This window comes from Oceanobacillus aidingensis, assembly GCF_042654105.1.
Classification (GTDB): domain Bacteria; phylum Bacillota; class Bacilli; order Bacillales; family Amphibacillaceae; genus Oceanobacillus; species Oceanobacillus oncorhynchi.
In genome coordinates this window covers 48,288-74,231 of record NZ_JBHSFT010000020.1, presented here as the reverse complement: position 1 = coordinate 74,231, position 25,944 = coordinate 48,288, and the positions used below count along the sequence as shown (strand labels likewise).

At 41.2% G+C, this 25,944-nt stretch carries 20 protein-coding genes; 18 read left to right on the top strand and 2 right to left on the bottom strand.

The annotated features are described in order from the left end of the window. Position 1: 1 nt before the first annotated feature. The 18 genes from cysI to ACFO3P_RS13425 all read left to right on the top strand — a co-directional run bounded on the left by cysI (position 2) and on the right by ACFO3P_RS13425 (position 24,078). Positions 2-1,735 (top strand): assimilatory sulfite reductase (NADPH) hemoprotein subunit, encoded by a 1,734-nt coding sequence (gene cysI / locus ACFO3P_RS13510; RefSeq protein WP_193063594.1) that lies wholly within the window; start codon positions 2-4, stop codon positions 1,733-1,735. Between the two features lie 146 nt (positions 1,736-1,881). Then, a complete protein-coding gene (gene cobA / locus ACFO3P_RS13505; RefSeq protein WP_226894829.1) occupies positions 1,882-3,372 on the top strand; it encodes a uroporphyrinogen-III C-methyltransferase in 1,491 nt (496 codons plus the stop codon). A gap of 84 nt (positions 3,373-3,456) precedes the next feature. Beyond that, positions 3,457-4,233: a sirohydrochlorin chelatase gene (locus tag ACFO3P_RS13500; protein WP_193063596.1), complete on the top strand. Its 777-nt coding sequence runs from the start codon at positions 3,457-3,459 to the stop codon at positions 4,231-4,233. Then, the gene (locus tag ACFO3P_RS13495) at positions 4,233-4,847 is read left to right on the top strand and encodes a precorrin-2 dehydrogenase/sirohydrochlorin ferrochelatase family protein (RefSeq protein WP_193063598.1); all 615 of its coding nucleotides are present in this window, start codon (positions 4,233-4,235) and stop codon (positions 4,845-4,847) included. The genes ACFO3P_RS13500 and ACFO3P_RS13495 overlap by 1 nt, the downstream gene beginning before the upstream one ends. 193 nt (positions 4,848-5,040) lie before the next feature. Further along, entirely contained in the window at positions 5,041-6,918 is a 1,878-nt protein-coding gene (locus ACFO3P_RS13490; RefSeq protein WP_226894830.1) for an anaerobic ribonucleoside triphosphate reductase, read from the top strand. After that, on the top strand, positions 6,915-7,379 hold the full coding sequence (gene nrdG, locus ACFO3P_RS13485) for an anaerobic ribonucleoside-triphosphate reductase activating protein (RefSeq protein WP_226894831.1): 465 nt from the start codon (positions 6,915-6,917) through the stop codon (positions 7,377-7,379). Before ACFO3P_RS13490 ends, nrdG begins: the two co-directional genes overlap by 4 nt. A 387-nt stretch (positions 7,380-7,766) precedes the next feature. Further along, the gene (locus ACFO3P_RS13480; RefSeq protein WP_193063602.1) at positions 7,767-10,403 is read left to right on the top strand and encodes a cation-translocating P-type ATPase; all 2,637 of its coding nucleotides are present in this window, start codon (positions 7,767-7,769) and stop codon (positions 10,401-10,403) included. 226 nt (positions 10,404-10,629) lie between these two features. Beyond that, positions 10,630-12,942, top strand: a complete 2,313-nt coding sequence (locus tag ACFO3P_RS13475) for a polyprenyl synthetase family protein (RefSeq protein ID WP_226894832.1) — start codon at positions 10,630-10,632, stop codon at positions 12,940-12,942. A gap of 330 nt (positions 12,943-13,272) precedes the next feature. Next, on the top strand, positions 13,273-14,886 hold the full coding sequence (locus ACFO3P_RS13470; protein WP_193063605.1) for an ATP-binding protein: 1,614 nt from the start codon (positions 13,273-13,275) through the stop codon (positions 14,884-14,886). Continuing rightward, on the top strand, positions 14,883-15,584 hold the full coding sequence (locus ACFO3P_RS13465; RefSeq protein WP_193063607.1) for a response regulator: 702 nt from the start codon (positions 14,883-14,885) through the stop codon (positions 15,582-15,584). Before ACFO3P_RS13470 ends, ACFO3P_RS13465 begins: the two co-directional genes overlap by 4 nt. 411 nt (positions 15,585-15,995) lie before the next feature. Next, positions 15,996-17,684 carry an SLC13 family permease gene (locus tag ACFO3P_RS13460; protein ID WP_193063609.1) on the top strand — a complete coding sequence of 563 codons (1,689 nt, stop codon included), beginning with the start codon at positions 15,996-15,998 and terminating at the stop codon, positions 17,682-17,684. A 778-nt stretch (positions 17,685-18,462) separates the two neighbouring features. Continuing rightward, complete coding sequence (locus ACFO3P_RS13455; protein WP_193063611.1) at positions 18,463-18,792, top strand: helix-turn-helix domain-containing protein; 330 nt, start codon at positions 18,463-18,465, stop codon at positions 18,790-18,792. A 246-nt stretch (positions 18,793-19,038) separates the two neighbouring features. Beyond that, positions 19,039-19,875 carry an ABC transporter ATP-binding protein gene (locus tag ACFO3P_RS13450; protein ID WP_193063613.1) on the top strand — a complete coding sequence of 279 codons (837 nt, stop codon included), beginning with the start codon at positions 19,039-19,041 and terminating at the stop codon, positions 19,873-19,875. Positions 19,876-19,922: 47 nt separating this feature from the next. After that, positions 19,923-20,627: an ABC transporter permease gene (locus ACFO3P_RS13445; protein ID WP_193063615.1), complete on the top strand. Its 705-nt coding sequence runs from the start codon at positions 19,923-19,925 to the stop codon at positions 20,625-20,627. A 54-nt stretch (positions 20,628-20,681) separates the two neighbouring features. Beyond that, positions 20,682-20,990: a hypothetical protein gene (locus ACFO3P_RS13440; RefSeq protein ID WP_193063617.1), complete on the top strand. Its 309-nt coding sequence runs from the start codon at positions 20,682-20,684 to the stop codon at positions 20,988-20,990. Between the two features lie 191 nt (positions 20,991-21,181). Further along, complete coding sequence (locus tag ACFO3P_RS13435) at positions 21,182-23,077, top strand: heavy metal translocating P-type ATPase (RefSeq protein ID WP_193063619.1); 1,896 nt, start codon at positions 21,182-21,184, stop codon at positions 23,075-23,077. Between the two features lie 32 nt (positions 23,078-23,109). Then, complete coding sequence (locus ACFO3P_RS13430; RefSeq protein ID WP_193063621.1) at positions 23,110-23,337, top strand: heavy-metal-associated domain-containing protein; 228 nt, start codon at positions 23,110-23,112, stop codon at positions 23,335-23,337. Positions 23,338-23,412: 75 nt separating this feature from the next. Next, entirely contained in the window at positions 23,413-24,078 is a 666-nt protein-coding gene (locus ACFO3P_RS13425) for a Crp/Fnr family transcriptional regulator (protein ID WP_193063623.1), read from the top strand. A 14-nt stretch (positions 24,079-24,092) separates the two neighbouring features. Here ACFO3P_RS13425 and ACFO3P_RS13420 read toward each other — a convergent pair whose 3' ends face one another. Further along, a complete protein-coding gene (locus tag ACFO3P_RS13420) occupies positions 24,093-24,659 on the bottom strand; it encodes a GNAT family N-acetyltransferase (protein ID WP_193063624.1) in 567 nt (188 codons plus the stop codon). Between the two features lie 141 nt (positions 24,660-24,800). Further along, positions 24,801-25,769 (bottom strand): bile acid:sodium symporter family protein, encoded by a 969-nt coding sequence (locus ACFO3P_RS13415; protein ID WP_193063626.1) that lies wholly within the window; start codon positions 25,767-25,769, stop codon positions 24,801-24,803. Positions 25,770-25,944 lie beyond the last annotated feature (175 nt).

Here is a 25,944-nt window from a genome sequence, read left to right as displayed (position 1 = left end):
AATGTCAGATAGTAAAACAGTTCATAAACCGGTCCATATTCAGGATGGACCGCCAAGCGATGTAGAAAGAATCAAAAAAGAGAGTAATTATTTACGCGGGACATTGGAAGAAACGCTGAGTGATCCGTTAAGTGCAGGTATCCCGGATGACGATAACCGGTTAATGAAATTCCATGGAAGCTATTTACAGGATGACCGGGATCTGCGTACCGAACGGCAGCGGCAGAAGCTTGAGCCTGCCTATCAATTTATGGTGCGGGTCCGTGTACCCGGAGGAGTTGCTACACCGGAGCAATGGCTGGTTATTGATGAATTGGCTAACACCTACGGGAATCAGACGATTAAATTGACTACCAGACAGGCGTTTCAGATGCATGGCATTTTAAAGTGGAATATGAAAGCAAGTATCAAAGGGATTAATGATGCTTTGATGGATACCCTTGCAGCCTGCGGAGACGTTAACAGGAATGTTATGTGTAATCCTAACCCGGATCAATCGGAGGTGCATGCAGAAGTCCACGAGTGGTCAAAAGTATTGAGTGACTATTTATCTCCGCGCACAAATGCGTACCATGAAATTTGGCTTGATGGGGATAAGGTGGTTGATTCTAAAGAAACTGATGAAGTAGAGCCAATGTATGGAACGGTTTATCTGCCAAGAAAGTTTAAGATTGGAATTGCAGTTCCGCCATCCAATGATGTAGATATCTTTTCGCAGGATTTAGGTTTTATTGCTGTTCTGGAGGATGGACAGCTTCAAGGATTCAATGTATCGGTTGGCGGCGGTATGGGCATGACACATGGCGATACCAATACGTATCCGCAGCTGGGAAGAGTGATTGGTTTCTGTAAGCCGGACCAAATCACGGATGTTGCTGAAAAAATCATTACCATCCAGCGGGATTATGGAAACCGTTCCGAACGAAAATACGCACGTTTTAAATATACGATTGATGCCAGAGGGATTGATTGGCTTAAAAATGAGCTGACGGAACGTTTAGGCTGGCAGCTGGACGAAGCACACGACTTTCATTTTGACCATAACGGCGACCGCTATGGCTGGGTGAAAGGGACGAAGAATCGCTGGAATTTTACGCTTTTTATTCAAAATGGACGTATTCAGGATAAAGAAGACTATCAGCTGATGACGGGACTGCGGGAAATTGCCAAAATTCATACCGGAGATTTCCGTTTAACGGCAAACCAAAACCTGGTAATCGGAAATGTCACCAGTCAGAAGAAAAAGGAAATCATCGCACTTATCGAGCAGTATGGACTGTCAGATGGAAAGGAGCAATCTGCATTACGCCGTAATTCCATGGCTTGTGTTGCTTTTCCGACCTGCGGCTTGGCGATGGCTGAATCAGAGCGTTATCTGCCTTCCTTGATTGAGAAACTGGAAACACTGCTGGAAGAAGAAGGGCTACGTGATGAAGAAATTGTCATTCGGATGTCTGGCTGCCCGAACGGATGCTCACGAGCAGCATTAGGAGAAATTGGCTTTATTGGGAAAGCCCCAGGAAAATATAATATGTATCTAGGAGCAGGATTTGCCGGACAGCGTTTAAGCAAGATTTACCGGGAAAGCATTGGAGAAAAAGAAATTTTAGAAACGCTGCAGCCGATTATTCGGCATTATGCAAAGGAACGTCTGGATGGCGAACACTTCGGTGATTTTGTAGTTCGAAAAGAGTATGTGAAGGCTGTTACTTCTGGAGTAAACTTTCATGATTAAACGTTTTAAGGTTGAAAACTTTAAAGAAGAGACAGGGCTGCGGTTATCGCCCTGCTCTTCTTTAACTTTAAGAAAAGCAGGGCTATTGACTTGAAAAGCCGATTTGATACGAAAAAGCTTAGAAATGGATGAAATGAGGGTGACGAATGATGACAAAACCAGGATGTGTGTACTTAGTCGGAGCTGGTCCTGGAGATATTGGGTTAATGACTTTAAAAGGTTATACGTATTTGCAGCAGGCAGAAGTTGTTTTATACGATAGGCTGGTTAACCCTCTCTTACTGGAATATGCTTCACCGCAAGCAGAATTTATATATTGTGGTAAAATGCCTAAAAAACATATACTGCGTCAGGAAGCAATTAATGAGTTATTAGTAAAGCATGGCTTAGAAGGAAAGAATGTTGTGCGTTTGAAAGGCGGCGACCCAAGCGTATTTGGCCGGGTAGGCGAGGAGACAGCTGCACTGGAACAGGCCGGTGTGCCTTACGAGATTGTTCCAGGGATAACGGCGGGAATCGGAGCTGCTGCTTATGCGGGCGTGCCTGTTACACATCGTGAGCATAGCTTATCCTTTGCTGTTATTACAGGTCATGATAAGTCGCCTTCAGGTGAACCGCTGATTGACTGGCATGCTTTAGCGAACGGGATCGACACCATTGCGTTCTATATGGGATTGGGCAATCTGCCTTACATTTCAGAACAGCTCATCTCATATGGGCGGTCTTCGGATACGCCAGTTTTATTAATTCAATGGGGCACGACCGGAAAACAGAGAACGCTGCAGGGAAATCTTGCAACTATTGTACAGAAAGCAAAAGCGGCACAGTTTAAAAATCCAGCTATCATCTTAGTAGGAGATGTAAGCACACTGAAAAAAGGAGAAAGCTGGTTTGAAAGCAAGCCGCTGTTTAGTCAGCATTTGCTTCTCGGGCGGGCTGGTGAAGAACCGAGTGAAATGGCCCGGCATTTACGGGAGCAGGGAGCAGAGGTTTTTGAATTTCCGCGGATGCAAAAGAAAAAGCATCTGTTGAAAAAAGCCGATATTCCGGCAAATCGGGATCTTCTTTTTTTATCACCGGCAAGTGTGGACATTTTCTTCGAGTCTCTGCAGGCAAATAAAATCGATATTCGAAGGATTCAAGGTGAATTCTATGGAATTTCTAAAAAAACAGTAAAGGCCATAGAATCCTATCATTGTTTTGGAAAAGAAATAGCAGAACGGAGCCCCGACGCTTCCCCGCTGGTAATATTAGGAGACCCGGAAGGCTTCCATCGAAAAGAGCAGCGTTATCCATTCGTATTTGAGCCTGATTTCATTGCTACGCATAGCTTTATTCGTGTGCAGCAGACGGAGCAAACGTTCAGCCGTCTTCAGGAGGAGGAGCGTATCGAAACGATCATTTTTCCTAATGCGCGTTCTGTGAAAACAGTGACGGAAGGGTTTCAAGCTTGTGGAGAAACGCCAGAAAACATTAGTACCTATGCACGCGTGATTTGTTTTGGAGAAAAATCAAAGCAGGCTGCTGTCAAAGCAGGGTATGCTGTTTCGGAGGTATTATCTGAACCGACCGAAGAAGCACTGCAGGAAGTTCTTTTGCAAAAAGAAGCTCCGCTGGCTGCAGCGGCCTTTTCTTAAAATTTTTAAGTTTTACAATTAATATCGTTCATTAAGCAGAAATTTGCTAGACTTGAAAGAGAATGAGAGGAAGGGGAATACAGGATGCAGGCTATTTTATATATCGGGCATGGAAGCCGGGTACAACGGGGGAATGAGGAGCTTCTGGCTTTTGTAGACAGAGCGAAGAAAAAAAATCCGCAGATTCAGATACAGGAAACCTGCTTTATTGAACTTGCTTCACCATCCATCCAAACAGGCATCGACAGCTGTGTCCGGCAGGGAGCAGCACAGATTGCAGTTGTGCCGGTTCTATTGCTTTCAGCTGGGCATGCAAAGCAGGATATCCCAAAAGAAATAGGGCAGGCAGAAAAACGCTATCCAGACGTAACCTTTACCTATGGAAAGGTGATGGGAGTAGATCCGACAATCATTGATTTACTAAACAAACGCCTGGAAATGGGAGGACTGAAGCAAACCGGTAAACCGCCTGTGTATGAAGAACGCGAACCTGCTTCTGTATTACTTGTCGGGCGGGGCAGCAGTGATCCGGATGCCAATAGCGACCTTGCCAAAATTGCACGCTTATTATGGGAGGCAGCTCCGGTAAATGAAGTAAATACATGTTATCTGGCAGCAACCCGTCCTACATTGGATGAGGGGCTGGAGCAATTGCTTAAAAGTCCTAATTCGGTGGTGTATGTTGTCCCCTATTTGCTATTCTCCGGTGTATTAATGAGGGAGCTGCGCCAGAAATTAGATGAACTGTCTGAACGGACAGATAAACAATTTATTCTTTGTCCGTACTTAGGATTTGATGATCAGCTCGTTACAGTCCTAGTCGATCGAGTCAATACATTGCTGAAAGGAAGAGTCAGCTGATGCACATGCCGCTTTTTTTAGAGGTGAAGAATCAGACCGTCATTGCAGTCGGCGGAGGAGCTGTTGCAGCGAGAAAAATACGTCATTTTTTAGATGCTGGAGCTGCTATCACTATCATTGCGCCGAAGCTTCATCCATTTTTGCAGCAGCTTTATCAAAAAGGAAAAATCAAGTGGCAGGAAAGAGAGGTTCACGAGGGAGAACATTTTAATTGTCTATTTCTTTTATTGATGACAGATAAGAAAGAACTGAATGTGTCCCTTTATGAAAACAAACAGCCGCATCAGCTGGCTTATGTTGCAAATGATGCCATGAAAAGTGATGTATCCTTTCCTGCTGTTCTACAAAGGGGAGCGCTAAGCCTTGCGTTGTCCACCGGCGGTGCGAGTCCAATTTATGCAAAACAGTTAAAAAATAAGCTGGCGGATCAGCTGCCAGCAGAAATAGAAGCTGATCTTATCTTTCTTGATCAGGCAAGAAAAAGAATCCTCACCCTGCCTTTAACACCCGAGCAAAAAAAGCAGATTCTGCAGAAAATTACAGAAGAGGAATTCCTGCGGCAGGGTAACCGGCAGCAGCTTCTGGAAGAAATGCTTGAAACGGTTCAAAAATGACTTAAAAAATTCATAATCGGGATAGAGAATGAGAAGAAAAAGTGGTAAAAGTCATAAAATATCCATTTGAACTTCTTTCTAACCTCCTTTACCATAGAACTATATATAGTTCTGCTTTGTTTTTAAACATACTATATATAGTTTTTGAGTGCGTTGAAACGTATTTGCGGAGACGAAGAAGGAGGAATAGAAGATGGCGGAAGTAATGACTGCTCCTGAAAGTACAGAAGCAGATTTAATGCAGGATTTTCAAGAGATTGTATCCAGCACCAATCAGGATTTAATACAGGAGAATGCCAATGTGGACGGGAAATCACCATGCGGGCAGATGAACAAGTTTGCTAGTGAAAGTGCAAAACTTTATGCGAAAGAAAAGATGTTGAGCCGAGAAGCGAAGCAGGCAATGGAGGATAATTATATTCATATTCATGATTTAGATTATATGCCCACGGGGACAGCGACCTGCTGCCAAATTCCTTTAGGAAAATTGTTGGAAAAAGGGTTTAACACAGGGCATGGACATATGCGCTCCCCACAAAGCATTCTGAGTGCGATGGCATTAGCGGCAATCGTTTTTCAAAGCAACCAAAATCAGCAGCATGGTGGACAGAGCTTCCAGGCGTTTGATTATGATTTAGCGCCGTTTGTGAAGAAGTCCTATCAAAAGCGGCTGCATAGATTACAGCAATATCAGCTTCCCCTTGCTCCACAGGAATTGGAGAAGTTAGCTTGGGAGGAAACGGACCGGGAATGCTACCAGGCCTGTGAAGCGTTTATTCATAATTTGAACAGCCTCCATTCCAGAAGCGGCGGTCAGGTTCCATTTACGTCAATCAATTATGGAACAGATACAAGCAGAGAAGGAAGACTGATTATAAAAAATCTTCTTTTAGCTACACAGGCTGGTTTAGGAAAAGGGGAGACACCAATTTTTCCGATTCAAATTTTTAAAATGAAAAAAGACGTTAATTTTTATAAAGCGGATCCAAACTATGATTTGTATCAGCTGGCTTTGGAAACAACAGCAAAAAGGCTTTTTCCAAACTTCAGCTTTATCGATGCGCCATTCAACTTCGTTTATTATGAAGAAGGAAATCCGGATTCGGAAGTAGCTTATATGGGCTGCCGTACGCGTATTATGGCTAATCGTCATGGAGAAGAAAATAGTCTCGGGCGCGGCAATATCTCCTTTACCAGTATTAATTTAGTGAAAATAGCGCTGACCTCATCAACCGTCGAGGCATTTATGGCGAAATTAGAGGTCTATACGGAAATGGTCATTCGTCAATTGTATGAACGGTATGTATTTCAGGCAAATAAACTTGTGAATAACTTCACTTTTTTGCATGGAGAAGGCGTCTGGACAGGCAGTGACGAATTAAATCCAGAGGATACATTGGAAGAGGTATTGAAGCAGGGGAGTTTAAGTGTTGGTTTTATTGGCCTGGCGGAGTGTTTAAAAGCATTGACAGGTAAGCATCATGGAGAATCAGAACAGGCGCAGGAGCTGGGAGAAGAGATTGTTGCCTTTTTACGGAAGAAATGTGACGAGGCTGCAGAAGACTATGATTTGAATTATTCGCTGATTGCAACACCGGCAGAAGGGCTGAGTGGCCGATTTGTGAAGCAGGATTGCAAGGATTTTGGAAAAAGAGACGGAATTACAGACAGAGATTATTATACAAATTCGTTTCATATTCCTGTGTACTATCCGATTCGAGCTGTGGAGAAAATAAAACGGGAAGCTGTCTATCACCCATATACCAATGCGGGTCATATCACTTATATTGAAGTAGACGGAGATGTCAGCAAAAATATAAAAGCTATCGACACCCTTGTGAAAACCATGGCTGAAAGCGGGATTGGCTATGGCAGTGTAAACCATCCGGTCGACCGCTGTCAAAGCTGCGGCTATACCGGAACGATCGATAACGAGTGTCCAAGCTGTCAAATCGCGGATGAAAGACAATTTGACCGGATTCGCCGTATTACCGGCTATCTGGTAGGAACAATGGATAAATGGAATACAGCAAAAGCATCGGAAGAACGAGACAGAGTGAGGCATGTATGATGGAAACAGCACGGATTTTATCCATTTATCATGATTCAGTCGTTGATGGAGAGGGCTTACGTACGGTTATTTTCTTTGCCGGCTGTCCCCATTACTGCAAGGGATGCCATAATCCAAGGTCCTGGAATATACGGAATGGCAAGGAGATGGATGTGCAGCAGATTGTCGAGGAGGCATGGAATCCATTGACAGATATTACGTTAAGCGGCGGAGATCCATTTTACCAGGCACAGGCTGCAGCAAGTATTGCCAGACAATTGAAGGCGCTTGGGAAAAATATATGGGCGTATACTGGATGGACGATCGAAGAGCTGCGTGAGAACAAAGATCCGCATCAGCTGGAGCTTCTTAACTATGTAGATGTGCTGGTGGACGGACCATTTATATTGGCTGAGCGGGATTTAACCTTATCCTTTCGTGGCAGCCGGAATCAGCGGATTATTGAGATGGGGAATGAGTAGAAGTAACATCGGCAGAAAAACTGACCAGAGACAAGGTCAGTTTTTTTGATGGGCAAAAACTGACTGTTGCAAAGTCTATATTGGCTTTTGGCAGATTAGAGTATATCCAAGCAAGCATAAAAGGAAAAAGAAGTATATAATAGCTTCCATAGCAGCAGGATAAGTTAAATCATTTTTAAAAGATAAATATGAAGATTTTGTAAAGATTCCTTCTTTTCTGCAGTAATAAGGTTTCAATCGAATGAAAAAAGGCAATAGCTCAAGATAAAGAAAAACCTTTCATTGCTGTATTATTTTGAAAATGGGGATGGAATGTGTTGAAGAATGCAAAATAAACAATAAATGCACTCTATAATTGAAAAATGAACAAGCAGGGAGATTTTGAAAATGGAAATGTATCAAAAAAAAGCTGCAGATGTTTTGGAAGAATTAGAGGCTTCCCAACAGGGGCTATCAACCGAAGAAGCAGCATCCAGACTGGATCAATACGGATATAATGAGATAGCGGATAAAGAAAAAGTACCGACGTGGAAGCTTTTTTTAGAGACCTTCAAAGATCCGATGGTTATTGTCCTGTTAGCGGCGGCTGCAGTACAAATATTGATTGGAGAATGGGTAGAATCCATTATTATCTTTTTGGTTCTGCTGATTAACTCGGTAATCAGCGTGGTACAGACGAGAAAAGCGGAAAGCTCGCTGGAGGCATTACGGGATATGTCTGCCCCTGATGCGAATGTGATGCGGGATGGAACCGAAAAAACAATCGCTGCCAAAGAGCTTGTTCCCGGTGATATTGTCTACTTAGAAGCGGGAGACTATATACCTGCGGATGGACGTATGCTGGAAAGCGGCTCTTTACGAGTAAATGAAGGAATGCTTACCGGCGAATCGGAGGCGGTAGAAAAGAACACCGATATCATTGAGGACGAGGCTGCTTTAGGAGACAGACTAAATATGGTGTACAGCAGCTCTTTGGTTGTTTATGGACGGGGAACCTTTGTAGTTACCGGTACAGGAAACCAAACAGAGGTCGGTAAAATTGCCGATATGCTTTCTACTGCAGAGCAGAAAGAAACGCCGTTACAACAGAAATTAAACAGCTTCAGCAAGAAGCTCGGTGTCGGCATTTTGATTTTATGTATTGCTATTTTTGCTGTTCAGGCAGCTCGTATCTGGTTTGGCGACAGTGAGGCAGATACAACCACTGCATTATTAAATGCGCTGATGTTCTCGGTAGCTATCGCAGTTGCTGCTATCCCTGAGGCTTTGCAATCGATTGTTACTATTGTCTTATCTGTCGGCACAAATAAAATGGCAAAGCAGCATGCCATTATTCGTAAGCTGCCAGCTGTAGAGACGCTTGGATCTACACGGATTATTTGTACAGACAAAACAGGGACACTGACCCAAAATAAAATGACCGTTACCGATGATTTTATCCCTTTTCATAAAAATGAACGTTTACCGGAGAATCCGGATGAATGGGATAAGTCCGAGAGATTTCTTGTCTATATTGCAGCCCTTTGTAATGATTCGTATATTAATCAGGAGAACCAAGAGATTGGCGATCCGACGGAGGTTGCTTTAATTCAATTTGCGGATAAACATGCGCACAGTTATCAGGAATTACGAAAAAAATATCCACGGGAAGCAGAACTGCCCTTTGATTCTGACCGCAAGCTGATGTCCACTGTTCACCATATGGACGGGGAACGTCTGTTATTTGCCAAGGGCGGTCCAGATGTAATGTTTCATCGCGCAAGTCATGTGCTGCTCGATGGTGAGGAACAGCCATTGACCGATGATTTGCTGGAGCGGTTTGAAGGAGCCAATGAAGACTTCTCCAACCAGGCTCTGCGCGTATTGGCTTATGGTTATAAACGCTTGCCTGATAATCAGACAGATATTACGTATGAGGATGAGCGGGATTTTGTGTTAGTCGGGCTGACTGCGATGATGGACCCGCCAAGGGAAGCGGTGTACGGATCGATTGAAGAAGCAAAAGCAGCCGGGATCCGGACCATTATGATTACCGGCGATCATAAAACTACTGCCCAGGCAATTGGGCGGGATATCGGCTTAATGGAAAATGATGATATTGCAATCACAGGAAAAGATCTCGATAAGATGTCAGAGGAAGAATTAGAGGACAAAATTGAGCAGATTTCCGTTTACGCCCGCGTATCACCTGAAAATAAAATAAGAATTGTCCGAGCCTGGCAGCAAAGAGGTGCTGTAACAGCCATGACGGGTGACGGAGTGAATGACGCTCCTGCTTTAAAACAGGCGGATATCGGTATTGCGATGGGAAGCGGAACGGATGTATCCAAGGATTCGTCGGCAATGATTCTGACCGATGATAATTTTGTATCTATTGTTAATGCTGTTCAGGTCGGGAGAACCGTATTTGATAATATTAAAAAAGCAATCGGTTATTTATTTGCCGGGAATCTTGGAGCCATCCTCGCGATTCTGTATGCTGTTATCTTCAATCTGCCGAATCCATTTACAGCGTTGCAGCTCTTGTTTATTAATTTAGTCAATGACTCGCTGCCTGCAATTGCGTTAGGTGTGGAAAAATCAGAGGCAGGCGTGATGAAGCGGAAACCGCGTCCGGTTAACGAAGGTATATTTGCCGGCGGTACGCTGCGGACTGTTTTGACAAGAGGGATTTTAATTGCTGCTGCTGTTGTTATTTCTTTCTATATTGGTTTGTCCCATTCCAATGAAATGGGTGTGGCGATGGCATTTACGACGTTGATTATGTCACGTACCCTGCAGACCTTTGCTGCACGTTCGAATACACAGACATCGATTAAAATTGGCTTCTTCTCTAATAAATATGTGATAGGAGCAGTTGTAATCGGGTTTGCTTTATATGGGATAACGCTGCTTCCTTTTGCAAGAGAGGTGTTTAATATACCTGCTTCCTTTGGTTTCCAGGAATGGGGAATTGCAACAGGACTGGCAGCTGCCGCTGTGGTTTGTATGGAAATAGCAAAAAAGATTTTTCATAGAGCATAAACGAAATGAATAGAAATAAGTTAAAGTGTGTATTCAAAAAGTATTTTTTAACGGGCTTTTTGAATAACCTCTTAAAAAAATATGCCGTTTTACTTGGGATTTTTAGGTCAGGTAAACGGCATATTTTTAACAAATGTAAAGATTTTGTTAAGTTTTACTTGCATCATTATTGTGTACGGAACATCGTGGTATACTTAATTACTTAACAAAAAAATGAGGACGGAACATGCAGATGGACAAAGATTATTTTCAGACAAAGCAGGAGCAGGCAAAAGCATATTTTCAAACGCTGCAGGCTCAAATACAAGAAGAGAATTTTGCGTCAGCCTTGATAGAGACGCTTCATCAATATCAACAAGATAAAAAGAAAACATGGGTAAATATAGATCATTGGAAGCAGCAGCCAAGCAAATTATTTATTTCTTATTTAGCGAAATCAGGCCAGCTTGATGCTTATTTGCATCGAAGTATTTCGTACATTTATTTTCGTGACCTGGGAAGGGATATTACCTCTGAAGCAATGCAGAACAGAATAACTGCTGTCACAGAAGGCGTCAAAAATTACTTGAATCAGAAGGAGCAGCGAGTGCCGTTCCATCTGACAGAGCTTTACCAAATGGCACAAAAAGAATCGCTGGAAGAAGTATTCTTCTGGGTGTCGGATAAACTTAAACGTGTCTCCGCGATACTTCCGGATGGTTTGGATAAAAACGAAGCGAAACGAAAAATAATGAAGATTATTGCTGGTGTCGTTATGCATGAATTGGAAGAATTGGATGGAGAACTGTCCAAAGATCGGAGGAGGCAGCTGTTAGATCAGGCTGTTCGTACAGGATATTATTATGGATTGACCTATCCGCTGATTGATGATGTGCTGGATGCGGATATGTTAACGGCATCGGAGAAGAAGACTTTCGCTTATTTTATCCGGCAGACGTTATTCACAGGGGAGGTGCTTCCAGTAAAAGCTGACGATTGGCAGAAGAATCATTGGGAATTCATTTCTGCTGTGCATCAGGAGCTGTCGGAAGCATTTCATTATTTAAAGTCCTGCCAGCCGGAGGAGAATAGACAGCTTTTCCTGGAAAATGCGTATTTATTTTTCGAAGCACAGGAACTGGACAGGCAAAAGCATTTGGATAATGACAGGTATACCAATGAAGACCTGTATACATCTGTTATTTTAAAATCGGCTTCCTCCAGACTGATTATCCGTTCGTTTAAGCCTTTTTCAGAGGTCGAGAACATCGAAGCAAATATGTTTCATTACGGGATGTATAATCAGCTTGCGGATGATTTAACAGATTTAGATGAAGACCTGGCGAATAGGAATGTCACGCCGTATACGTATTTTGTGACGTATCGTGAACAGAATTCTAATTTAATCAATCCCTTTGCCATGTATTGGTCTGTTATTTATTATTTTATTCATAAGCTCTATCCGGGAAAGCCGGAGATAAGAGATGTTATTTTGGACAGGGCAATAAACGGTTTAAAACGGCTAAAGGCAAGATTGGGAAAAGAACGCTATCAGAAATTGATGCAGCAGTTTTCCTTTGATCCGAATTTTGACAAAGCTTTAGAGAAAACAGTACATCGTACGCACAACGTAGCATTCTTTGATAAATGGATCCGTGATCAATTTTTAGATACATTAAAACAAAATCAGCAATTAAAGAACCAGTTTGTATCGAAAATGAAAGAAATCAAAGAACAAGTAGAAGAACAGCTTCCCTTTGAGTCAGCGAAAAATTCATTAGAAGAAGCGGCAAACGACAGCCTGTCAGGCAATGCCAAGCGTTTACGCCCGATGATGACGTGGGTTCTGGCAAAAGAAGGGCTTCGTCTTCCAGACCATTTGGTCCTGTCCTTAGTAAAATCAATAGAATATATGCATACCGCCTCGCTTATTTTTGATGATTTGCCGTCACAGGATAATGCACCCGAAAGAAGAGGCAAGCAGACGCTGCATGAGAAATATAATCATGCGACGGCGGAGCTGACTGGACTTTGGTTAACACAGCGCGCTGTAGAAGAGCAGGCTGTAATCAAACATCAAGAACCTGGCAGGCTGCTGGAGCTTATTGCTTATTCCACCCGGACCACCCAAAACATGTGTCAGGGACAATTTTTGGATCTGCAGGCAAAAGGAAAGCAATTAACGCTGGATGAGCTGAGAGAATTATCGGTTTATAAGACCTCCTTTGGTTTTGAAGCGGCCCTGATGATGCCGATGATTATGGCTGGAGAATCGGACGAGCGGAAACAGGCAGTCCAGCGTTTCGCGTACCACGCAGGCATTGCCTTTCAAATCAAAGATGATTTATTAGATATAACAGGGGATGCGAAGCTGTTGGGCAAACAGCCGGGAAGAGACGAGCGGAATAACAGCTCGACCTTTGTGTCCATCCTTGGCAAGGAAGAGGCGCAGAAGGAAATGTGGAGACATTATATGGCAGCCAGAAAAGAGTTAGCAACGCTGCCGGATATTGCTTTCTTTTATCAGCTGTTAGATTATTTGATTTTGCGTGACCATTGAGTTTGTTCATATTACTATCGATTTTGTAAATCTGGATGGTCTTTACATACGCTTTATTGTATGTGAAGGTTATCTGGATTTTTTTAGGGATAAGAAAGAAAACAGGTAAAAATGTTAGTAAAAAGAGGGAGTATATAAAAAGTTGGAGTGATTACTAGAAGCTAAAATCTTTATTTCAACTTATATAGCTACGGAATCTGTGTTATTATTTTAAAATATACGGACAGTTATGGAGTGTGCTGGCAAAGCTGCACTCCTTGATATGAATAAAAATTATACAATTGTAAAAAAAGAAGCAGTTTGACTGAACAGGGAGGAGGACGAGCTGGTATGCGGAAAAAAGACATGCCCTTCATGCTTCAAATGCTGCTGTTCACCAGCGGATTAATCTGCCTGACGCTGCTTGTTACAGGACTGCTTATTGGATATAATCAAGCAACAGGAACAAAGGAAGCGCTTGCTGATAAAGCGAGCTTGAGTGCAAGTCATTTTGCCCGAATGCCTATCGTTGCGGATGCGCTTGCAGAAGGGGAGGCAGATGACGAGCTCCGCACTATTGCAGCCGAGGTTCGCGAGAATAATAATCTGCAATATATTGTGTTGATGAATATGGAAGGGATCCGGCTGATGCATCCTGTTCCGGAGCGGATTGGAGAACATTTTGTCGGCGGGGATATTGAGGATGTGTTTGAAGGAAAAAGCTATACGTCTGAGGCAGTTGGCACTTTAGGACCGTCGATGCGCGCTTTTGAACCGGTTTATGATCAAGATGGTATGCAGATCGGAGCTATTTCTGTAGGGATTTCCACAGAGGTTATTAATCAGGCTGTATGGGATAGTGTAAAGATAACCATTTACGGAACAGCTGTAAGTCTTCTTCTCGGTTTAGCAGGCTCTTACCTTTTAGCAAGGAGGCTGAAGAAAACCTTATTTAACCTGGAGCCTCAGGAGATTGCCTATCTGATAGAGGAACGGGAAGCAATGCTTGACAGCGTAAGTGAAGGAGTTATCGCTATTAATGCAGACGGTTACATCATTATTGCGAATCCATCCGCGGAAATAATGCTGGAGCGCGCCGGGCTTCATGGGAATATTATTGGACAAAAAATAAGTGAGATCTGGCCTGAACTGTCACTGGAAGTATTCGTAAACGGGGAAAAGGCCGTTTATGATAAAGCTGTCCGCTTCGGTGAGTTAGAAATGATCACGAACAGTGTTTCCTTTCAAGTGGATAAACATAATGTCGGGGCACTTGTCACTTTCCGGGATCGAAATGAGCTGGACGCCATGATGAAGAAGCTTTCTGGAGTAGAGTCCTATGCCCATACGTTACGGATGCAGACGCATGAGTTTATGAATAAGCTTCATATTATCGGAGCAATGGTCTATACCGAATCCTATGAAGAGCTCGCGGAATATGTAGATAGCCTTTCCATGATCTATCAGCGGGAAACAGGGATTATTTCCGCTCATATTGATGATGTAGCCATTGCAGGATATTTATTGACCAAATTGGAGCGCCTGGAACAGCTTCAAATTGATGTGGATATACAAGGGGAAAATAAATGGCCGAGCCTTTCTGATCCAACAGCTGTTGACCGCTGGATAACGATTATTGGAAACAGCCTGGAAAATGCAGTCGAGGCGATGGTCGGTCAGGAAGAAAAAAAGGTCACATTGATTTTTGATGTTTTTGACGGAGCGTTATTCTATGAAATCCGTGATAATGGAGAAGGATTTGATGTCGAGGATTTACCTTTTATCCTGGAAAAAGGCTATTCGACAAAAGGATTGAACCGCGGCTACGGGATGACGATTATGATTAATGCAGTTAAAGCAGGCAATGGAAATTATCATATTCAATCTGAGATTGGTGCAGGCGTTTGTTTACAAATTACGATGCCATATGAATGGAACGACAAAGAGGGGAATAATTCACAATGATACGGATAGCTATTATTGAAGATGAACCGCTTATTGCTAAATTTCATCAGAAGTATATTGAAAAAATTGATGGATTTTGCTGTACAGGGAGTGTAGAAACGGTCGAGGAGGGTATTGAGCTGGCAAGGCGCCCAGATGTTGATTTGATTTTACTCGATATTTATTTACAGCAGAAAAATGGGCTGGATGTATTAAAACAAATCCGTTCAGAAGAAATAAATGTGGACGTTATTTTAATCACATCCGCCAATGATCAGCAATCGTTACAGACTGGTTACCGCTACGGAGTCGTAGATTATCTGCTGAAGCCATTTACCTTCGAACGTTTCCAGGCGTCCCTCCTACGTTATCAGCAAACCATAAGAGTGACGGAAGGAAAGGTGCATCAATCAGAAGTGGATCGTTTATTTCACCCGCATGAACAGCCTGTTGTGTTAAAACCGGAGGATCTGCCAAAAGGAATCACGAAAGAAACATGTCGAAATATATTAACGGTCATGATGGAGCATGAGGATTGGCTGTCAGCGGCAGATTTAAGTGCTCATGCAAACATTTCCCATGTATCCCTGCGTAAATATTTACGTTTTTTTGAGGAAAAAAGATTGCTTGAAAAAAATGTGATTTACCATAGCTTCGGACGTCCGCTGCAGCAGTATAGACTCTCGCAAACAGGAAAAAACAATTTTCGTCATTTCTAGAGGATGTTCAAAAAGTCCAATAAAAATGACACGGCGAATTTCTACGTTGACGAGCTATTTCCGATGGGGTCTGCGATTACTCGCCCCACCAAGACCGTTACTCACGTATTATAAAGCACGAAAGAACTTCTGTTAAGAACGTCCACGTCCTGTGGACAACACAGAAGTCATCACATCCTGTGAAAGTCCGTTCGTAAATAGCTCGTCGCCTTGAACTTTCGACGCACAGGATGTGCTAGTGTCGGCGTTGCGACAGGACGTCGCGTTCTTAGCTGGCTGGTCCTATTTATCGAACTTTTTGAACACGTATTTCTAGTTTCGATTAGTTAAAAAATATATACAAACCATAGTAAATAGACGAAAATAAGAATAACCATTTTTGGTAAGCGTTTTCAGAGAGGGGTATGAACGATGAACTATGTAACATCGGCATGGAACGAACTTTGGAGGCAGCATAAACGCACAAAAAGTCTATTAAATATTTTTGCTCTCCATAAAAATGTTACTGAAAAAGATGTTGAAAAACATAAACAAACTTCTGCAAAGGACAGCACGGTTCAGGGGCAGCCTGAAGATTCAGGAGACGAACCTCCAAAGAAACCTTATTCCAGGGCACAAATCGTCGGTTTAATTTTAGGACCGCTTTTATTCGTTTTAACGATGCTATTTTTTCAGCCGGAAGGATTATCAGCCGAAGGAAAGGCTGTTCTGGCTACGACATTATGGGTAGCCACATGGTGGATCACAGAGGCATTGCCTATCCCGGCTACGTCTCTCCTGCCATTGATATTAATCCCGATAACGGGAGCGATGGAAGGCGGAGATGTTGCTTCTGCCTATGGAAATGATATTATTTTTCTATTTTTAGGCGGATTTTTTATTGCCACAGCCATGGAAAAGTGGAATCTGCATAAGCGTATTGCCCTTTTTATCATTGCGGTAATTGGAACAAGTGTACAGCGAATTCTACTTGGTTTCATGGCAGCTACCGGTTTTCTTTCTATGTGGGTTTCCAATACGGCTGCGGTAATGATGATGGTTCCAATGGGGCTGGCGATTACAGTACAGGTAGCAAGTGTGTTAAAAGGAACTCCGGAAGAAAAAGAATTACCAAAGTTTGAAAAATCCCTGATTTTTGGGATTGGTTACGCTGGAACAATCGGCGGTTTGGGAACATTGATTGGAACACCTCCGAATATTATTCTGGCAGGGCAGCTGGACGAATTATTTGGTGTAAATATTTCTTTTGCGACCTGGATGCTGTTTGCTTTTCCCGTTGTTGTTTTTATGCTTTTCTTTACATGGTTATATTTAGGGAAGGTTGCATTTAAAACAAGTATTAAGCAGCTGCCTGGCGGAAAAGAATTAATCCAGCGTGAACGAAGTAAACTGGGGAAAACAGGCTATGAAGAGAAGATGGTCGCAGTAGTGTTTGTTTTTGCTGCATTTATGTGGATTACAAGAGATTTCCTCTGGACAGATGGAAATTTTAGCATTGTTAACGTTCCAGGGATTTCTGATGGGATGATTGCAATTGTAGCCGCAGTATTATTATTTGCTATTCCAGCAAAAAAAGAGGAACGTATTTTATCTTGGAAGGATTCCCGTGATATTCCATGGGGGGTGCTCCTGCTGTTTGGAGGCGGATTGGCAATTGCGGCTGGTTTTACAGAAACAGGCTTATCTGACTGGCTCGGGGAGCAGCTGACTGTTTTAGACGGCTTCCATATTCTTGTGGTTATTGCTGCAGCAACCTTGATGATTATGGCTCTGACGGAGATTACTTCCAATACAGCAACAGCGACCATGATTTTGCCGGTAGTTGGAGCATTGGCGGTTGCGTTAAACATTCATCCGTTTGCGCTGATGATTCCATGTGCACTGGCAGCAAACTGTGCATTCATGCTACCGGTTGGAACACCGCCGAATGCCATTATTTTCGGTACAGGAAAACTGAAAATTATTGAGATGATCAAAACAGGATTCTGGGTCAATATCGTAGGAACAATTATTATTATTTTAGCTGTGTATTATTTTGTTCCAATAGTTTGGGGAATTGATTTAACCTCCATTCCAAGTGAATTCTTGAGCGGGAATTGATTGGAATTAGGCAGCTGGCTGGTATTTATGTATTCGATTTTTACTTGTAAATAGTTCATAACGAAAGCCTCTCTGGAATTCAATTCAGGGAGGCTTTCGTTATATGATGGAGCCTCAGCGATGAAATAACTTTGATTCAGCCTTCCTCTTATACACCAACCTAAGAACGATTTCTGCGATGCCTTTCTTTCCCGCCCTTCATGGCATTTAATTCTTCTTTATTCTTTTTCTTCTTCTTTTTTCCTTTATCTACGCTCATTCCAATACCTCCTTTTTGGTTAGTATGAGCCAAATATCAGAAAAAATGTAACTGCAGGCTATGCGTTTTCATAAGAGAATGAACGGATGAGTTGTATATTTTCATTTCAATTCTGCAAAATAAAAAGAGAAATCATGACGATAACGGAAATGAAAAATCAGCAAGAGTCTTCACTTCAAGTAATGCAACCCAACTAACAGGACACTTGAAGCCTATTACAGAGAATAAAGATAAACAACACAAAGCTTGGAGACATTGTATAATCCGCAGTGGGTTACTTGAGTTTTTTCGACAGATTTATATGGAAAGATTATATGTAAAAATAAATCCTTTTAAATGAATTAATCATATCGATTATCTAAATAACTTAAATTGTTTTAAAAACGGAACGATTGTTCATCTAATTTATTCTTCTTCTGATTATATTTAGCCTCTATCTGAGAACAAACTGTTAATTTTTAATAATAGAACTCCCCAGCAATATTATGATATAATTTTCAGAAAAAGCAGGTGAATAACTTGATTGGTGAAAAAATCAAACAATTACGTCAAGAAAAGCGAATGTCGCTATCAGAACTGGCTGAAAAGGCAGGAGTAGCAAAATCCTATTTAAGTTCCATCGAGCGAGACCTTCAATCAAACCCCTCCATCCAATTCATCGAGAAAATCAGCCAAGTGTTAGAGGTTTATGTGAAAGATTTAATAATTGAAAACAACTCGATACATGAAACAGAATTAGATAGTGAATGGGTGAATATTGTAAAAGAAGCAATGGAATCTGGTGTGTCGAAAGAGCATTTTAGAGAATATCTAGAATTTAATAAATGGAGGCAGGAAAAAGGGAATTAAGTCAGTAAATCGTTCAGCAGCTTTATGGAAATCATCGAGAGTTATTTTATAATCAATTTTTCGCAGTGTAACTGGCTTTAATGAAGTTTCTATTTATCATTTACATTTAATTGTAAGATAAATAAATATAATATGATAAATAGCTATAATAATATCCTTTGAACATAGATCATTTAGCGAAGGAACTGTAAAAAGGCAGAATTGAGTATGTCAGTATATACCAAATGATATGACAAGGAGAATTACATGAATCAGCTTGTAGAGCTAAAGAGTATCAAGAAAAAATACGGGAAGAAAACTATTTTATACGACATGTCACTTCGCTTGGAAGAAAAGGAGGTCATTGCTGTCTTAGGTGGGAATGGCAGTGGAAAGAGCACCTTTTTACGTATGGCAGCAGGAGTAGAACGACCGGATTCAGGGCAGGTAGTATATACTGATAAGAATATCCGGATAGGGTATGTACCAGAAAGGTTTCCAAACTATCTCCGTTTTACACCAAATGAATATTTGCACTATACCGGAAGGATAGGCGATGTTTCAGAGGCTGAGCTCAAACAGCGTATTTCGTCGTTATTGCATCGGTTTCAATTGGATAAATGGAGTGACCGGCGAATTAGCACGTTGTCTAAAGGGAATATCCAAAAGGTAGGTATTATTCAAGCCATTCTTCCGCAGCCAGAGCTGTTAGTTTTAGATGAACCGTTATCCGGGCTCGATTTTTCCGCGCAGCAGGAATTACTTTTGATTCTAGACGAATTAAAGGAACAAGGAACCGCCATTCTATTAACCTATCATGAAGCTCCCATTTTTGAAGAGGTTGTTGACCAAACCTATTACATAAAAGATGGGCAATTAACAGAAGAAAAACTTGTGGAAAAAGATGCTGTGAAGGTGATTGAAGTAAAGGGTTTAACGGATATAGATGTGCAGGAATGGAACGAATTAATAAATAAAGAAAGAAGAGAAAATAGCTTGCTGCTATATGTGAATTCAGAAAATAGCGATCAGCTCCTGTCCAGGATTCTTGAATTGCAGGGAAGCATTGAGTACGTCGGAAACATCGATTATAAAATGGAGTGAAGAACAAACTATGTGTTTGTTCGTTTTACATAGAAGGAGAGATTTATTTGAAAGAAGTCATTAAATACAGCTTGCATGATTATATCCGTTCTCATAAATATTTTCCGCCGGTCTCCACCTTTATTGTGTTAATCGCTGTTTTTTATACGTATAAGCCGAATCCGGTTGTCGATAGCTATGCGATTACAGCATTGTTTTTGTTTGTGGTCTCTGCCTGGTTATGTATGAGCGTCTTGTCTCTGGATTCACCAGTACAAAGACAGCTGCTGGTTTTAAATCTGAGAAGCAGCTATCGATACTACTTGTCAAAATTAGCAGCGGTTTGGCTGATTGCCTTGCTATTGGCAGTGTTTGCCTTTCTTTATCCGATTATATTTCATCTATTTTCTGATTCTGTCTCCATGACAGTTGGCTTCGTATCGATAGTGAATCATCTCCTATTGGCTGCGCTCGGAATTTGTATTGCCGCTTTTTTCAGTAGCGTAATGATGGAAAGTGCCATCAATGCCTATGGCGGTTTAGCACTGACGGTCATTCTTTCCATTGCTGCACTAGGTATCGAGAATGCTTTACCGGCATCTCTCAAATATATTACATGGATTATTCCACCGGCCACGATTACCCAGAAGCCGCTATTTCAATGGGAGGAAGAAAACTTGACCTATTTATCGGGATTTCCATTTTTATGGATAATGATTTATACTGGGATTATTATGGTGCTATTTCTAATAATGGCAAATAGAAAACGTTGATTACTACGAAAAAGCAATAAGAGATTTACAATATAAAAGTAAAGGAGGAGAATCTTGGCAGGTGTATTTTCTTTTTTGAGTATAGTTCTATTCGCTTTTAATTTTTGGAAAAACAGAAAAGAGCTGAGAGCAACCTATTCAAAACTTCATGCTGTTCAAATAATCGGTGTTATTATCTCCTACTTGGTAACGATTGCGATAGCATTTGTGCTAATATACTATGCTGGAAACTGGCTGGTCAGCTTTATTCCATTTGCATTTCTCCGTTCGGCTGCATTTTTTGTAACGATAGCTGTCGTCCTCTTTTTTTGTTTAGATTTGCTTCATAAAGTATTAACGAGGATAACAAAAGGAATTTTGTAGGTTTATGTTCAAAATAGCCCACTGTTTGGGATTTATTTCGGTATATGTAAAGAAAGTATCTTTCGAGGATGCTTTTTTTATTTGTACAAATAACCGTTTTGCAAAATGAGTTTTCCTATCTTGATAAGCATCAATTATTTTCTCTTTCTTTCACGATAAAATGACAGTGTAATCGGAGAGGGGGAGAGAAAATGAAGCTGCAGAATTTCTTTATGGGACATAAGCATCCCGTTGTACTAATCTGCGGAATATTGATTATTACAGCATTTATTTCAAAATTTTTATTTGATTGGAATCCGGTATATTCACTTGCAATGGCTGCAATTATCGGGATTCCGCCGATATTTATCCAAGCGTACCAAGCACTGAAAGTAAAAGTAATCAGTATTGAACTGTTGGTATCCATTGCTGTTACTGGAGCGTTTATCATCGGTGAATTCAGTGAAGCTGCTATTGTTATTTTCCTGTTTTTGTTCGGAGGGTTATTGGAACAAAAAACATTGGAAAAAACACGCTCTGCTATTCGGGAACTTACCAAAATGGCTCCCGCCAGCGCTTTACGAATCAACGGTGATAATATAGAAGAAATTAATATTGATGACGTAACGAAAGGGGATTTGCTCCTTGTTAAGACAGGAGCGCAAATTCCTGTGGATGGTATTATTCAAGAAGGAAAAGGCTATATCAATGAAGCAAGTGTGACAGGTGAATCCATGACAGCAGGAAAAACAACCGGAGAGAAAGTGTTTGCCGGTACAATTTTAGAAAATGGTACGTTGAAGATAGAGGCGGAGAAAATTGGAGAAGACACGACCTTTGGAAAAATTATTGAACTTGTGGAAGAAGCACAGGATAATAAATCCGAAGCGGAACGTTTTATGGATCGGTTTGCCAAATATTATACGCCGATTGTGTTGCTGCTTGCGCTTATTGTCGGTTTGATTTTTCAGAATGTCCATCTGGCAATTACGATTTTAATTTTAGGATGTCCGGGGGCGCTGGTTATTGGTGTCCCGGTCTCTAATGTTGCCGGAATTGGCAATGGAGCAAAAAATGGCATTCTAATCAAGAGCGGGGAATTGATGGCTGCATTCAGCAAGGCAGATACGATGGTATTTGATAAAACTGGAACATTAACGAGTGGCAAACCGGCAGTTTCTGAAGCGAAAGCATATACGGATGATTTTCAAGAAGCACTTCGGTTAGCTGCGAGTGTGGAGAGAGAATCAGAGCATCCATTGGGGCAAGCAATCTTAGATTATGTGGGGAAAACCGAATATGCAAAAATTGATAAAACAGAGGTTGTGAAAGGACAAGGAATTATTGCTCACATCGGTTCGGAGGAAATAATGATTGGTAATCAGACCTTCATGGAGAATCATGCTGTTTGGATAAATAATCAGGCAAAACAGGATTTACTTTATCTTCAACAGTCAGGGAATTCTACCGTATTTGTAGCAATCAATCGTCAGCTAACACTGCTGATTGGTATCAAAGACCAGGTTCGGCCAGATGCAAAAAGAACGTTGCGTATTTTAAAACAAATGGGGATCAAGCGTTTTGTGATGTTGACAGGAGATAATCAGACAACGGCAGAGATAGTGGGAAATGAATTGGGTATAACGGAGGTTCATGGGGATTTCCTTCCAGAGGATAAGTCCAGCTTTATAAAACGGCTTCAAGAAGAAGGAAGAACGGTAGCTTTTATCGGAGATGGAGTGAATGACAGCCCTTCTATTGCTTTAGCTGATGGAGGAATTGCAATGGGAAGCGGGACGGATATAGCAGTGGAAACCTCTGATATTATCCTAATGCACTCTCATTTTAAAAAATTGATCCACGCCTTTGGTTTAACAAAGAAAACAACAGCCAATATGAAGGGAAATATCATCATTGCAGTGGGGACGGTGGTTTTTCTCCTCATCGGATTGATTTTTGGATATATCCACATGGCCAGCGGTATGCTGGTACATGAATTAAGTATTCTAGCAGTAGTTATCAATGGCATGCGTTTATTACGCTATCGTACGAAGGATGAAAAACTTGATAGCTATCAAGTACAAAATAAAACTTTAGAAGTACGATAGAAATATAAATAAAAGGAAAGTGGGGATTAATTATGGAAAAAGTAACGATTCAATTAGAAAGCTTAACCTGTCCGTCATGTATTCAAAAAATCGAAAGTGCTGTTCAGAAGCAGCAAGGCGTAGCAAAGGTGAATGTCTTATTTCATGCCGGTAAGGTAAAAGCAGAAATTAATAATAAGGAAACAAGTGCGGATAAATTATCAGAAGTCATTGAAAAGCTGGGGTATACAGTAGAAAATACAAAAGTACAAGGCGTATAATAGAGGAAAGACAATAACATGGCAGCTTTATCTATCTGCTAAAAAAAGCTGCCATGTTGAAAAGGAGGACTTGCCGTGAGCCAGGAGCATTTATGTGTAGCTGCAGTACCGCTTTTCCAGCATTTAGATTTAGAAGATCAAAGGATAATTAACCGGTTGGTAAAGCACCATATTTTTCAAAAGGGTGAACAAATTATTACTCCAGACGAAAACCCGCAATTAGTTGTGATTGCCCAGGGAAATATGAAGGTATATCAGCTTTCAGCGACTGGCCGCGAGCAATTATTAAGAGTTGTCGGACCGAACGGTTATGAAGGAGAAGGATTACTGCTTGGTGCCCAAAATGAAAATTTATTTGGGGAAGCAATGCAGAAAACAGAAGTCTGCCTGTTAAAACAGGAGGATTTTCAAAAAATACTATTGCAATACCCGCAAATAAGCTTGAAGCTGTTAGAAATCAATGCTCAAAAATTGATGGAGGCAGAACAGCAAGCACAATTTTTAATGATGGAAAAAGTAGAAAATCGTTTAATGACATATCTTCTTGATTTATATAAAACTGCAGGATCCAAGCAAGTAGAGATTCCTATGAAGATGAAGGAGCTGGCTTCTTTTCTGGGAACGACGCCAGAAACACTGTCTCGAAAATTGAAATGGCTAGAAGGAGAAAGACTTATTCAGAGGAAGGGAAGTATGATAAAACTGCTTGATAAAAAGGAGTTGGAAAATCGTTTGTTGTAATCGAGAAGACAGGTCTATTTTAAGACCTGTCTTCTCGTGCTGTAATGATGCTGCTCCCATTCTTCACGCAGCATCCCCATGCGGATGGAATCATAATATTCACCTTGATAATACCGGACCTTGCGAATTCGTGCTTCCATTTGCATCCCGAGTTTTTCCGCTACCCGAATCATTCGCATGTTACCGGACCAAGTTGTTAAACCGATACGAACTAACGGCAGTTGATTAAAAAGATGATTGATCCATAGTTTCAAAGCGCGAGTGCCGATTCCCTTTCCCCAGGATGCTGCTTCATGTAAAACAATACCAATCTCTAACCAGCAGGAGGGCTGATGCTCCCAATAATAAGAAATCGTACCAAGAATATGACCATCAAGCTCTACAGCCCAATATTTTTCAGAATTTATCCAATGCGCCTGTTCTGTTAAAAAAGCTTCATATGATTTTGCCTGATGCGGGAAATAGGGGGCATCCCATTTTTTCCATTCTGGCTTTTCTTCCTTAAATATCAACTCCCACAGACGCGGCAGATCCTTTTCTTCAATTGTACGAATGCTTAGATTATTGTCTGTATATTGCAATGGACGAATCTCCTTTTCTATTCCTTTTTATTGGGTATCGCTTTTTTGAAAAATGATTGAAAAGGAACGTGTCTCTACTTTTCAATCACCTGTGTCCTCTGTTTCATTTTTAATCAGCTCCACGAGGATAGCCTCAGCAAATTAAGCTATTTCTCTCTTATTTCCTTTTTTATTATTATTCACCGGTATTTTTGACCAGATGGATGCAAGGATAGACCCGCTGATTACATGCATCACAACGGCAATAGCACCTGGCAATGCAGCCAATGGCTGTGCAGCAAAATGGGCGCTCGCTAAGGTGGTGCCTAATCCAGCATTTTGAATGCCGACTTCGATGGATATTGCTCTTCTTGTCTCTTCATTGAGACGAAGCACTGTGGCAACTAAGAAGCCAAGCAAAAGTCCCGACCAATTATGCAAGAGAACTGTGACAAAAATAAGCGCTCCTGAAGATGCAATATTTTCTGTATTTCCTGAAACAACTGCAGCCACTACTCCCGAAATAGCTATAACCGAAATCAGCGGCAAAATTTCTATACTTTTGTCAACTGCCACTGGAAAGAACCTTTGAAAAATAAGTCCTAACACAATGGGAACAATAATAACTTGAATGATAGAAATAAACATGGCAAACGGATTTACTGGGATCCATTGTCCAGCTAGAAGATACAAAAGCACTGGTGTCATAATTGGTGCCAGCATAGTAGAAACAGATGTCATCGTAACGGATAACGCTACATTTCCTTTAGCGAGATATACCATGACATTCGATGCAGTACCTCCGGGAACAGATCCTACTAAGATAATTCCAGCTGCCAGAGCAGGCGGTAAATTTAAAAGTTTTGCAATTCCAAATGCAAGCAGCGGCATAATGGTGAATTGCAGAATAACGCCAATAATAACTGGTACAGGTTTTGTTAACACCAGCTTAAAATCGTTTGGTGTCATGGTGAGCCCCATTCCAAACATAACGATTCCGAGTAATATGGTCATGTAATTGTTTAACCAATTAAAACCGCCAGGCATATAGAAGGCGGCAACAGCGACTAAAATAGTGATGAATGCAAAATACTTATTCGAAAAATTACTGATGTGAATGAATAATTTCATACTTCTATGATACTCCCTTACTTCAATATAATAGAATAGGATTCCGTATTTTATTTTGATGCACATTTTCTGAGTATGTATAGACAAGAAATAAACTTTAAGTTTGGATAGACGGAATAGAATGCACAAACTTTGCGATAAATAAATAATATCGGATTAGTCTGAAAATAATGTT